The following is an 11906-nucleotide window of genomic DNA, read 5'->3' as shown; positions in this document are numbered from 1 at the left end:
GGTTTGAAGCCCGCCACTCATGCGATTTTTGTGCGTCGCAAAAATGTTATGCTCAGTCGTAGCATATCTGGACAACGGATCGGACGATCCCTAACTTAGGCGGCACAATGCTCACTTTGAGCATAAAGGAGTCCGCGATGTTGCAGGCTGGATCCGCCCCCCGCGAGGACGTCGGCCGGGCCTTCCCGCTGCCCGAGCTGTATGCGCGCGTCAGCCGCCACGTACCGGCCGTGGAATGGCCGGCGCTCGCGCCCGACGTGGAAGCGATCCTGCGGCTCAAGCGCGAGCGGAACGCCGTGGTACTCGCCCACAATTACCAGGCGCCGGAGATCTTCCACACGGTGGCGGACATCGTCGGCGATAGCCTGGCATTGGCACGCGAGGCCGTTAACGTCGATGCCGACGTGATCGTGCTGGCCGGCGTCCACTTCATGGCGGAAACCGCCAAGCTCCTGAACCCGAACAAGACCGTGCTCATCCCGGACATGGGCGCGGGCTGCTCGCTGGCGGACTCGATCACCGCCGCCGATGTGCGCGCCCTAAAGGTGCGTTACCCCGGTGTGCCGGTCGTCACCTACGTGAACACCTCCGCCGCGGTGAAGGCCGAATCCGATGTCTGCTGCACCTCGGGCAACGCCGCGGACGTGGTCCGCGCCCTGGGCGTGCCGCGCGTTCTGATGATTCCGGACGAGTTCCTGGCGCGCAACGTCCAGCAGCAAGTTCCCGAGGTCGAGATGCTCACCTGGGCCGGCCACTGCGAGGTGCACGAGCGCTTTACCCCCGCCGACATCGCCGAGGTGCGTGACAGCTATCCCGGCATTACCGTGATCGCCCATCCCGAATGCCCGCCGGAGGTCGTCGAGGCGTCCGATTTCTCGGGGTCGACCGCGATGATGATGAATTACGTCACCGAGAAGCGTCCCGCCCAGGTCGTGCTCGTGACCGAGTGCTCGATGGCCGACAACATCGCCGTGGCCAACCCGGATATCGAGTTCATCAAGCCCTGCAATCTATGTCCGCACATGAAGCGGATCAGCCTCGCTAATATCCGGCACGCTCTTGAGACGATGACTCACGAGATCACCGTCGAGCCCGCTCTCGCGGACCGGGCGCGCCTCGCCGTCGAGCGGATGCTCGCCGTGCAGCCGACCAAGACCGTCTCGCCCGCACCGGCCGCGGCGGCCGCCTGATGAGCATCGTCGCCCGCAGCCCCGCCGACCGCGTGATCGTGGTCGGCGGCGGCGTCGCCGGTCTCGCGACCGCTCTGCGGCTCGCCCCGTGCCCCGTCACGCTCATTACCGCAGCCCCCCTCGGCCTCGGTACCGCGACCGGCTGGGCGCAGGGCGGCATCGCCGCTTCCATCGGCCACGACGATGCGCCAGCCCTGCACGCCGCCGATACCGAGGCCGCGGGCGCCGGCCTGACCGAGACGGACGTCGCTCTGTCCGTCGCGGAAGCCGGCCCCGGATTGATCGATTGGCTGATCGATCTCGGCATCGGCTTCGACCGCGCGGCGGACGGGGCGCTCGCCCTCGGGCTGGAGGCTGCCCATTGCCGCCGCCGCATCGTGCGGGCGAGGGGCGACTCGACCGGAGCGACCGTGCTGCAAGGGCTGGTGCGCGCCGTGCAGGCCTGTCCGTCCGTCGAAATCGTCGTCGCGACCCTGCACGATCTGCTCCGCGACGCGGATGGGGCGGTGCGGGGTGTGATCTGCGCCCGCGACGGGGCGGCATTTCGCCTGCCCGCCCGCGCCGTCGTCCTCGCGACCGGCGGGCTCGGCGGGCTCTACGCCTCGACCACCAATCCCCGCGGCGCCACCGGCCGTGGCCTGCTCGCGGCGGCCCGGGCGGGCGCGGCCCTGCGCGACCTCGAATTCGTGCAGTTCCACCCGACCGCCATCGCCTCGGGGCGTGATCCGATGCCGCTTGCCACCGAGGCCCTGCGCGGCGAGGGCGCGGCGCTGATCGACGAGCACGGCGAGCGCGTCATGGCCGGCGTGACCGGAGGCGACTTGGCCCCACGCGATGTCGTCGCACGCGGCATCTTCCAGGCGCTGGCTCGGGGCCGCACGGTCTATCTCGACACGCGCGGCGCTCTCGGTCGATTCATGCCGACGCGGTTTCCGACCGTTGCGGCGCTCTGTGCCGAAGCCGGAATCGACCCGGCGGTGCAGGCGATCCCGGTGCGACCGGCGGCGCACTACCACATGGGGGGCGTGCTCGTGGACGCGTTCGGCCGCAGCAGCGTCTCCGGCCTGTGGGCTTGCGGTGAGGTGGCCTCGACCGGCCTGCACGGCGCCAACCGCCTCGCCAGCAATTCCCTCCTCGAGGCACTCGCCTTCGCCCCCCGGATCGCCGCGGCGATCACCGACGCGGCTCCGGCCCATGCTCCGGTCAGCCCCGCGCCGCTGCCCGCGTCATTTCCGGTCGGGGAGGGCGCGCCGGACGAGGTCCGTTCGGTGATGGAGCGGCATGTCGGCGTGGTGCGCGATGAGAACGGTCTCTCCACGGCGATCGAGCAGTTGGACCGCCGTGCCCGCCTCGGCTGCGCCGCGGCCGAGACCGGCCTGATGATCGCGCGGGCGGCGCTCGCCCGTCGCGAGAGCCGTGGCGCTCATTGGCGAAGCGATTTCCCCGAGCAGCTTCCGGCTTACCACGCGGTGACGACGCAGGCCGATGCGATCGGGATGCCGGCGAAGCAGGAGTTCACCGATGCCTGACGATCGGCTCTTGCCGCTCCCCCGCATCCTGATCGAGCCGGTGGTGCGCGCCGCACTCTTGGAGGATCTCGGTCGGGCCGGTGACATCACCACCGACGCCATCGTTCCCCCATCCGAGCGGATGGAGGCAGTGATCGCGTCGCGTCAGGACGGGGTGATCGCCGGCACCGACGCGGCGGCGATCGCATTCGAGCTGATCGACCCGACTCTCTCTGTCACGGTCGAGCATCCCGACGGGGCCCGTGTCGTGCCTGGGGATGTGGTGATCCGCCTCTCCGGCCCCGCCCGCGCGGTCCTCACCGCCGAGCGCGTCGCCCTGAACCTTCTCTGCCGCCTCAGCGGCGTCGCCACCGCCACAGCCTCCCTGGTCGACGCGGCGCGCCCGCACGGCAAGGCCAGCATCGTTTGCACGCGTAAGACCACGCCGGGCCTGCGGGCCTTGGAGAAGCACGCGGTGCGGGCGGGCGGGGGCTCGAACCACCGCTTCGGCCTCGACGACGCGGTTCTCATCAAGGACAACCACGTCGCGGTGGCCGGCGGCATCGTGCCGGCGATCGAGCGGGCCCGCGCGCGGGCCGGGCATCTCGTGAAGATCGAGGTCGAGGTCGATACGCTGGCGCAGCTCGAAGAGGCGCTGCGCGTCGGGATCGACGCCGTGCTGCTCGACAACATGAACCCCGAGACCCTGACTCGAGCTGTCGCCATGGTCGATGGTCGCGCCATCACCGAGGCATCGGGCCGGATCAATCGCGACACAGTCGGCGCAGTGGCTGCCTCCGGCGTCGATCTGATCTCCGTCGGATGGATCACGCATAGTTCGGCGATCATCGATCTGGGGCTGGACGCGGCCTGAGCCCGTCCTTGCCTATCGGGAAGTGCTCGCCGTCTGCTCCTAGGTCTCCGGGCGTCCGAGCCCTGGCCCCGACTACCCGAAAGAATAGACGGGTGCTCTCGGTTGCCTCGGTCCGCAGTGCGGCGAGGCCGAGCGTGACGGCCCGTATCGCCCATGCGGCAACGAGAGATCGGGCGATGGTGCGGTGTCCTTAAGCTCAGGTCGCGGGGTCGGACGCTGCGCGATCCGGTCTGCTGGGTCCGAGTGAGCCGACGCGACGATCCGCGCCGGACGATCATCGTATTAAGCGAACTTGCGGCTCGTAGATGCGATGAAGTGGCCATCGACCGGAGGGTCAGCGGGTCGAGGGACGAAGGGAGCCGGCGTTCGTCGGACCGCGGTCCGGCCGAGCCCTGCGAACGACACGCTCGAGGAGCGGTTTCCTTCCCATCGCACGGCCAAGCTGACATAGTGTTGCCACACGGTCACGAGGCGCCCCGAACCGGTGGTGCGGTGCAAATCAAGCTTGGCTTTAACCGGCGAGCGTTTACGCCTTGGCGATGATCCGCACGGCATCGTGCGTCCTGAGTTCACCGCGTTCCCGCACATTCCGCCTGTCCCCGAGAGGACCTGATGCGCCGTTTCGTCACCGCCCTGAGCGGGCTTGCCTGCGCGACGATCGCGCTGGCCGGCCCCGTTGCCGCCTACGAGATCGACCCGCTGACCCGCCAGCCGCTCTCCGACGTCCTGACCGTCCGCGTGCGCGCACAGGCGGTCCCGACCGCCAACGCGGCCCTGCCGAGCGCCGACCCCTTGCTGCCGAGCTCGGCCGCGGCTGCCGTGCCGCAGGCCACCGCCATCAGCCGCGAGACGATTCCGTATTCCGGCCCGCACAGCCCCGGCACCATCGTGGTCTCCACCGCCGAGCGGCGCCTCTACTTGGTCCTGCCGGGTGGGGAGGCCATGCGCTACGGCGTCGGCGTCGGACGCCCCGGCTTCACCTGGGGCGGCGCGCAGACCATCACGATGAAGCGCGAATGGCCGGATTGGCGTCCCCCGGCCGAGATGCTGCGCCGTCGTCCTGACCTGCCGCGCTACATGAAGGGCGGCATCGAGAACCCGCTCGGCTCCCGCGCGATGTATCTCGGCAACACGATCTACCGCATCCACGGCTCCAACGAGCCGGAGACGATCGGCACCGCCGTGTCGTCGGGCTGCATCCGCATGACCAATGAGGACGTCGCGGATCTCTACACCCGGGTGAAGGTCGGAACCCGCGTCATCGTCCAGCGCTGAGGCGCGTCAACGCCGTCGAAACATCGGGGCTGGCGGCGACGCCGGCCCCGATTGCATTTCACGGCTGCGTGAGACCGGAACATCGAGCCTGCGCCTCCCGTTGCGCCAGCAACCGAACGGGAGATGAAACATGGTCGATTCCAGCACCATTCGTGAGCACGCCACTGTCGTCGGGTCCGACGGCGGCCATGTCGGCACCGTCGATCACGTCGACAAAGGCGAGATCAAACTGACGAAGAAGGATTCCGAGGCGGGCGGCCTGCACCATTACATCCCGCTCGACTTCGTGGACTCCGTCGACGGCGATCAGGTGCGGCTGAACAAGCCAGCCGATGAGGTCAAGCGCGAGTGGAGCACCTCCGGCGCCGCCTGACCCTTCGAGACGGGCGGCGCTTTGCCGCTCCGCCCGTCTGGTCGCCATTCAGTGGCAGCCACAGTTTCCGCTGCCGCACCCGCCCCCGCTCTGGCCGCCCTTGGCCGGTGCGGCAGCAATCCGGTCTCGGTTCAACCCGCGCTCGTCCAGCTCCTTGAGGTAGGTCGCCCATCGATTTCGATATTCGCGACCGAGATCGTAAAGATAGCCCCAGCCGTAGATGCCGGTGTCGTGCATATCGTCGAAATGCAGCTTGACGGCATAGTTGCCGATCGGCTCAACCGAAAGAATGGCGACGTCGCGCTTCCCGCCGATCACCTTGCGCTCTGCCGGCGAATGGCCTTGCACTTCGGCCGATGGGCTGGATACGCGCAGGTATTCGGCCGGGAGATCGAACCGCCCGCCATCGTCGAACGCCACCCGCAGGATGCGCTTGTCCCCGGTCAATCGAATTTCTGTGGGCCAGCGCTCGCTCATGGGACAAGTCTCACGTATTGGCTCGCGTATCTGATCCACGCCCCGCGCGGTTGTGGGCGGGCGCGTAAACCCTCATATGGCCGAAGATGTTGGATCTGTCAGCCGACAAGCCGCGTGCCGCCGAGACCGCCCATGACGAGGCGTCGACGCTGCTGAGACCGGCTCCCCTGATCGACCCGTTCCAGCGGGCGATCACCTATCTGCGCCTTTCGGTCACCGACCGCTGCGACTTCCGCTGTGCCTATTGCATGGCCGAGGACATGCAGTTCCTGCCCAAGCGCGACCTGCTGACGCTGGAAGAACTCGACCGGCTCTGCGGCGTCTTCGTCGAGCGCGGCGTACGCAAGCTGCGGATCACCGGGGGCGAGCCCCTGGTGCGGCGCGATATCATGCAGCTGTTTCGACGGCTGTCGCGCCATCTCAAGAGCGGCGCTCTCGAAGAGCTGACGCTCACCACGAACGGCTCGCAGCTCGCGCGGTTTGCCTCCGAGCTTGCCGATCTCGGTGTGCGACGGATCAACGTCTCGCTCGATACGCTTGACCCGACGAAGTTTCGCGAGATCACCCGGCGCGGTGATCTCGCTACCGTGCTCGGCGGGATCGAGGCGGCGCGCGCCGCCGGTATCAAGGTGAAACTCAACGCCGTGGCCCTGAAGGGGGTCAACGAGGACGAGATCGCGCCGATGCTGACCTGGGCGCATGAGCGCGCCATGGACATGACGTTGATCGAGGTGATGCCGCTCGGCGAGATCGACGGCGACCGGACCGATCAGTTCCTGCCGCTCTCGGTCGCCCGCGCGCGGTTGGAAGAGCGCTTCACCCTGACGCCGCTGCCGGACCGTACCGGTGGCCCGGCTCGCTATGTCCGCGTCGAGGAGACCGGCGGGCGGCTCGGCTTCATCACGCCGTTGACCCATAATTTCTGCGAGAGCTGCAACCGCGTGCGCCTCACCTGCACCGGCAAGCTCTACATGTGCCTCGGACAGGAGGATGCCGCCGACCTGCGTGCGGCCCTGCGCGCCTCGCCGGACGACGCCCTCGTCACCCGGGCCGTGATCGAGGCGATCTCGCGCAAGCCGAAGGGGCACGATTTTGTCATCGAGCGCGCCCGCCCGGCAGCCGTTCCGCGCCATATGAGCGTGACGGGGGGCTGAGCTTTCAGCCCGCCACCGGCTGCAGCACCGCCCGCATCTCCGCGTTGTCGAGCCAGCCCCGCACCCGGTCGCAATGCTGCGCGATTTTCGGTGCCGGGGCATAATGCGCGAGCGAACCCTCGACCATTGCCTGTAGATCGAAGCAGCGAATGGCATCCAAGAGGAAATCGAAGCCGCCGGCCGGCGGTTTGAAGGTGGTCCCACCGGTGAGCCCGTATCGCGCCGCGATCTCCGGATAGACCGGCCAGACGATGCCGCTCAGCGGATCAGTGAGGACCTCCTCGCAGCGAACCGGGCGGGCCGGAATATCGGCCCGTGCCAGAGCTTCGCGGGCGAGATCCTCCATCACGAACAGCTTCGGATGGTTGACCGTGTGCATGAAGCAGCCGCGCCGCATCCAGCCGGCGAACAGGCGCCCGAGTTCAAAGCCATGCGCTCGGCTCATCGCCAGGAGCGAGTCGCGCGCGCCGAACCAGCCGTCGAGATAGCCGATCTTGGCGAACACCTCGGCCCGGAACAGCGAGACGATCTCGCGCGCCGAGTAGCCGCAGGCGAAACCGTAGACGATCAGTGCCGAATGGTAATCACCCATCGGCGAACCGAAATTGCGGCCCTTGTTGCTGATGTAGACGATATCCGGATGGAAGGCCGGGAAGATGATGCTCGGCACCGGCACATAGGCACGCGCGGCATCGCGCAGGCGGGCGGGCGTCAAAGAGCCTAATTGCCCCTTCTCGAAGGGCAAGCTGACGGTGAGATCGGCGCCCGCCGCCATCGTCAGAATTCGTTCGGGACTCGACTCGAACTCAGCGACGTTCGCCGGTTCTACCGTGGCGACCTCAGCATCCGGCGCAAGGAACCGAAAGCACCCGCCCAGGACCGCGACCTGACAATTGTGGCCGACGACGAGGATACGCCTAGCCACGGCTGTGCGCTCCCGCCCGCCAGAAGCTCCTCGTCGCAAACGATGGCAGCCTGCTCGGCGAATTCGCGCCGCGCCTCGTGGAGGCTGCGGCACGAGGCGGGGAGGGCATCGGCGTCCCCGCCTTCGGTGAGATGGCGGAAAAAGACCCGCATGACATGGTCGACACCGTCCTTGCTGACGGATCTGAGATCGCTGTCGAGATAGCGAAACGCGCCCTCGGGTGAGGTGACGATCTCGTAGGAAGGGAAGTAGAGCGTATCTGAGCGGGTATCGGCGAGGCGCTGCGCGGCGACCCGCAGGACTGCCTTGCTGTGCACGGTCGATTGCAGCACGTGCCGCGGCGCGTAGGTCGCCACCAGCGGCACCGGCGACACGGTGAGGATGAGGCGAGCCTGCGAATTCACCGCCTTCAGCGCGTCTGCGAAGGCGGTGAGATCGGCGATCACTTCCTCGACCGGCTGGTTGGCGAACAGGTAGGCGGCCGGATCGTAGCGGCCGGCCGCGACGCCGGGGCATAGCGGGAACGCCGCCCCGTCGGAGGCCGCCTGCCATCCCTCGGTCAGGCCGAGGGTGAAGACGAAGACGTCGAGCGTCTCGAACAAGCGCCGCACCTGCGCAAGATGCGCCTGCCGTTCGATCTCGACCGCCTCCGGGGAAGCGAAGCCGTCCGGCTCGATGCGCGGGCGAAACGGATCGGCGAAGCGTCCGTCCGGCCGTGTCCAGACCCGGTCCTGCGGGACGAAGCGGCCATAGGCCCGTTCGATCAATTGGTGCAGCTGGCGGGCGGTGTAGACGTTGCCGTAGCGCGCCGAGAACAGCCGATAACCGCGCCCCCGCGCCGCTTCGGGCGTCGTGCCTTCCGGTGCGTCCTCAGTGACGAGATAGCGGTAGCCACTTTCCTGAAGCCGCTCCGCGATATGCTGCGCAAAGCAACTGCCGGCCGTGCCGATCCGTGTCTGTCGTGTCAGGCGGAACGCGTCCGGGACCGCAGGTCCCACCATCGGATCTAGGGCGAAGAGAGGAACGCTGCCGACCGACCGCTCCCAGAAGGCATGGTCGGGCAATCCCGAATAGGGGTTCTTATGCGGGGCGCGGTCCTGCATCGGCAGGTGGACCGTAATGGAGCGGGGAGGGGGCGGCAATGGCACCCTGTAAAGCGACGCCGAGCGAAACCGATGCCGAGTTCCCGTGTCGACCTTCCGGCTTTCAGCATGCGTCGCTCGCTGAGATCGCCAGCGCAACAAGCAACCGAGCAGCGTTCAGTGCCCCCGGATTCCAACACCGGAACGGTGCGGATCGCGCGCCCTGGACACTCTTCGCATTTTGAATGCGACCGCGTCGGCGATAAAGCGGGCCTACGATCCGATCAAAGGCTGAAGAGACGATACCCATGGCCAATGTCGCATTCCTGGGGCTCGGCGTGATGGGCTCGCCGATGGCGGGGCATCTCGCCAAGAAGGGCCACACGGTCACGGTCTACAACCGGACGGGATCCAAGGCCGAGGCCTGGGTCGCGGCCAACGGAGGCCGGACCGCCGCGACGCCCCGTGAGGCGGCACAGGGCTGCACCGTCGTCTTCGCCTGCGTCGGCAACGACGACGATCTGCGATCGGTCGTGCTCGGAGAGGACGGCGCCTTCGCCGGCATGGAGAAGGGTGCGATCTTCGTCGATCACACCACCGCTTCCGCCGAAGTCGCCCGTGAATTGTCGAACGCGGCGGAGGCCGCCGGTCTGCGCTTCGTCGATGCACCGGTCTCCGGCGGCCAAGCCGGGGCCGAGAACGGCGTGCTGACCGTGATGTGCGGCGGCGACACCGCCGCCTATGAGGAAGCCGAGCCGGTGATCGCTGCCTATGCCCGCTCCTGCCGATTGCTCGGGCCGGTCGGGTCGGGCCAGCTCACCAAGATGGTCAATCAGATCGCCATTGCCGGCTTGGTGCAGGGCTTGTCCGAGGCGATCCACTTCGCCAAGCGCGCCGGGCTCGATGTCGAGGCGGTGCTGGAGGTGATCTCCAAAGGTGCGGCCGGCTCCTGGCAGATGGAGAATCGCGGCAAGACCATGAATGCGGACAAGTTCGATTTCGGCTTCGCCGTCGAGTGGATGCGCAAGGATCTCGGCATTCTTCTCGCCGAGTCGCGCCGCAACGGCGCCCGGCTGCCGGTGACCGCTCTGGTCGATCAGTTCTACGCCGAGGTCGAGGCCATGGGCGGCAAGCGCTGGGACACCTCCGCGCTCATCGCCCGGCTGGAGCGCTCAGGCGGCTGACGGCGAGATCGCGCGCCGCCTCCGGCGGCAGCCAGTGCCAGTCCGCCCCCATCTGGTGGCGGAACCACGTGTGCTGCCGTTTGGCGTAGCGGCGGGTGTCGCCCTGGCCCCGCCGGATCGCCTCGTCGCGGCTGATCGTCCCGTCGAGATGGGCGATCAGCCCCGGCACGCCGTGAGCCCGCATCACCGGCAACAGGGGATCCAGCCGACGCGCCCGCAACGCAGCGACTTCGTCGAGGGCGCCGTCGTCCATCATCGCGAGGAAGCGCGCATCGATCCGTCGACGCAGCGTGTCACGTTCGACCTCAAGAAAGAGCTTCAAGGTTGCCCGTCCGGCCAGCGGGCCGGGCTCGCGGCTCTCGTGGAACGCGCCGATCGGCCGGCCGGTGGCAGCGAAGATCTCCAGGGCCCGCATCACACGCATCCGGTCGGAGGGGCGCAGGCGCGCGGCGCTGACGGGATCGCGCTCGGCGAGCCGCGCATGCAAGGCCTCGGTCGGTCGATCCTCCGCCTCCAACCGGACGGCCTCGCGGATGGCAGCCGGAACCTCGGGCAGATCGGACAGACCTTCGTCGAGCGAGCGGAAATAGAGGCCGGTGCCGCCCACGAAGATCGGAAGCCGGCCGGTTGCCTCCGCCTCGGCGAGAAACGCGGCGGCTTGGCGCTGAAAATGACCTACGGAAAAGTTCACGGCCCCGTCGACGCTGCCGTAAAGGCGATGGGGAGCGAGCGATTCCTCCTCCGGGTTCGGCCGCGCCGTCAGGACGCGCAGGTCGCCATAGACCTGCATCGAGTCGGTGTTGATCACCGTCCCACCGAAGGCACGGGCGAGCGCCAAGGCCAGGGCCGACTTGCCCGACGCCGTCGGCCCTGCAATGAGAACCGCGGGCAGGCGGCCTTCCTCGCGTCCCTGCGCCACAGGCACGGCGGCGCCTCCATCAAGCTCTCGCACCACGCACTCTCATGACACTCTTCGCGACGCTGATAGCAAACCCGTCCCGGCCCGCCATCACCGATGCGGTGCTCGCCGAGACCCGCCGGGTGCTCGCCACCGACCATCAACCGCGAATCCTGCACGGCGAGGTCGCCGCGGAATTGCTCGTTCCGGCGGAGCCGGACGAGGCGGCGGCCCTCACGGAACGCCTGCGCCACGCCTTGCAAGGGGAGCCTATCGACGTGGCGGTGCTGGAGGGTGGCCCCCATCGGCGTCGACGCCTGTTCCTGGCCGACATGGATTCGACCATGATCGAGCAGGAATGCATCGACGAACTCGCTGACCTCGTCGGCATCAAGCCGCAGGTGGCCGCCATTACCGAGCGGGCCATGCGCGGAGAGATCGCGTTCGAGCCGGCGTTGCGGGAGCGGGTCGGACTGCTCAAGGGTCTCTCGGTCGATGTCATCGACGGGCTGATCCGGGACCGCATCCGCCTGACGCCGGGCGGGCGAACCCTCATCGCGACGATGCGGGCGCACGGAGCCCATACCTGTCTCGTCTCGGGGGGCTTCACCCTGTTCACCGGGCCGATCGGAGCGATGCTGGGCTTCGAAGAGACGCGCGCCAACACGCTCGACGTGGCGGATGGCCATCTCACCGGACGGGTGGTCGAGCCCATCGTCGGGGCGGAGGCCAAGCGTGCGACGCTGATCGAATGGCGCCAGCGGCTCGGCCTGGCCGAGGCCGACACGCTGGCTGTGGGGGATGGGGCCAACGACCTGCCGATGCTGGGCGAAGCGGGCCTCGGCATTGCCTTTCGGGCCAAGCCCAAGGTCGCGGCGGCGGCGCGGGTGCGGATCGAGCACGGCGACCTGACGGCGCTCCTCTACCTCCAGGGATACTCGGCCGCCGAATTCGTCGGTTGACCGG

The 11906-nt window shown here is 68.2% G+C and carries 12 protein-coding genes; 8 read left to right on the top strand and 4 right to left on the bottom strand.

Annotation, left to right across the window (positions count from 1 at the left end; all coding sequences use genetic code 11):
- Nucleotides 1-137: 137 nt before the first annotated feature.
- The 5 genes from nadA (at nucleotide 138) to MFF26_RS12565 (ending at nucleotide 5220) form a co-directional block, all read left to right on the top strand.
- Nucleotides 138-1190, top strand: coding sequence for a quinolinate synthase NadA (gene nadA / locus MFF26_RS12585; RefSeq protein ID WP_137828839.1), 1053 nt, complete (start codon nucleotides 138-140; stop codon nucleotides 1188-1190).
- On the top strand, nucleotides 1190-2719 hold the full coding sequence (locus MFF26_RS12580; RefSeq protein WP_137828838.1) for an L-aspartate oxidase: 1530 nt from the start codon (nucleotides 1190-1192) through the stop codon (nucleotides 2717-2719). The genes nadA and MFF26_RS12580 overlap by 1 nt, the downstream gene beginning before the upstream one ends.
- Nucleotides 2712-3572 carry a carboxylating nicotinate-nucleotide diphosphorylase gene (nadC, locus tag MFF26_RS12575; protein WP_137828837.1) on the top strand — a complete coding sequence of 287 codons (861 nt, stop codon included), beginning with the start codon at nucleotides 2712-2714 and terminating at the stop codon, nucleotides 3570-3572. The genes MFF26_RS12580 and nadC overlap by 8 nt, the downstream gene beginning before the upstream one ends.
- A 612-nt stretch (nucleotides 3573-4184) precedes the next feature.
- The gene (locus tag MFF26_RS12570; RefSeq protein WP_137828836.1) at nucleotides 4185-4847 is read left to right on the top strand and encodes a L,D-transpeptidase; all 663 of its coding nucleotides are present in this window, start codon (nucleotides 4185-4187) and stop codon (nucleotides 4845-4847) included.
- Nucleotides 4848-4977: 130 nt separating this feature from the next.
- Nucleotides 4978-5220 carry a DUF2171 domain-containing protein gene (locus MFF26_RS12565; RefSeq protein WP_137828835.1) on the top strand — a complete coding sequence of 81 codons (243 nt, stop codon included), beginning with the start codon at nucleotides 4978-4980 and terminating at the stop codon, nucleotides 5218-5220.
- A 48-nt stretch (nucleotides 5221-5268) separates the two neighbouring features.
- On the opposite strand, the gene MFF26_RS12560 is transcribed toward MFF26_RS12565, so the two are convergent.
- Nucleotides 5269-5697, bottom strand: coding sequence for a gamma-butyrobetaine hydroxylase family protein (locus MFF26_RS12560; protein ID WP_238308076.1), 429 nt, complete (start codon nucleotides 5695-5697; stop codon nucleotides 5269-5271).
- A 167-nt stretch (nucleotides 5698-5864) separates the two neighbouring features.
- On the opposite strand from MFF26_RS12560, the gene moaA reads away from it, so the two are divergent.
- Complete coding sequence (gene moaA / locus MFF26_RS12555; RefSeq protein ID WP_373324475.1) at nucleotides 5865-6851, top strand: GTP 3',8-cyclase MoaA; 987 nt, start codon at nucleotides 5865-5867, stop codon at nucleotides 6849-6851.
- 4 nt (nucleotides 6852-6855) lie between these two features.
- Here moaA and MFF26_RS12550 read toward each other — a convergent pair whose 3' ends face one another.
- Together MFF26_RS12550 and MFF26_RS12545 are read right to left on the bottom strand one after the other, a co-directional pair.
- Complete coding sequence (locus MFF26_RS12550; protein WP_137828833.1) at nucleotides 6856-7776, bottom strand: WcbI family polysaccharide biosynthesis putative acetyltransferase; 921 nt, start codon at nucleotides 7774-7776, stop codon at nucleotides 6856-6858.
- Nucleotides 7677-8879 (bottom strand): GSCFA domain-containing protein, encoded by a 1203-nt coding sequence (locus MFF26_RS12545; RefSeq protein WP_137828832.1) that lies wholly within the window; start codon nucleotides 8877-8879, stop codon nucleotides 7677-7679. The genes MFF26_RS12550 and MFF26_RS12545 overlap by 100 nt, the downstream gene beginning before the upstream one ends.
- A 287-nt stretch (nucleotides 8880-9166) precedes the next feature.
- On the opposite strand from MFF26_RS12545, the gene MFF26_RS12540 reads away from it, so the two are divergent.
- Nucleotides 9167-10042, top strand: a complete 876-nt coding sequence (locus MFF26_RS12540; RefSeq protein ID WP_137828831.1) for an NAD(P)-dependent oxidoreductase — start codon at nucleotides 9167-9169, stop codon at nucleotides 10040-10042.
- Here MFF26_RS12540 and miaA read toward each other — a convergent pair.
- Nucleotides 10011-10961 (bottom strand): tRNA (adenosine(37)-N6)-dimethylallyltransferase MiaA, encoded by a 951-nt coding sequence (miaA, locus tag MFF26_RS12535; protein WP_373324474.1) that lies wholly within the window; start codon nucleotides 10959-10961, stop codon nucleotides 10011-10013. The two genes, MFF26_RS12540 and miaA, sit on opposite strands and share 32 nt — an antisense overlap.
- A 44-nt stretch (nucleotides 10962-11005) precedes the next feature.
- Between miaA and serB the strand changes: the two genes are divergently transcribed.
- Entirely contained in the window at nucleotides 11006-11902 is an 897-nt protein-coding gene (gene serB / locus MFF26_RS12530; RefSeq protein ID WP_137828829.1) for a phosphoserine phosphatase SerB, read from the top strand.
- Nucleotides 11903-11906 lie beyond the last annotated feature (4 nt).

The sequence above is a fragment of the Methylorubrum suomiense genome, assembly GCF_022179765.1.
Classification (GTDB): Bacteria; Pseudomonadota; Alphaproteobacteria; order Rhizobiales; family Beijerinckiaceae; genus Methylobacterium; species Methylobacterium suomiense.
This window is presented reverse-complemented; position numbering and strand designations above follow the sequence as displayed.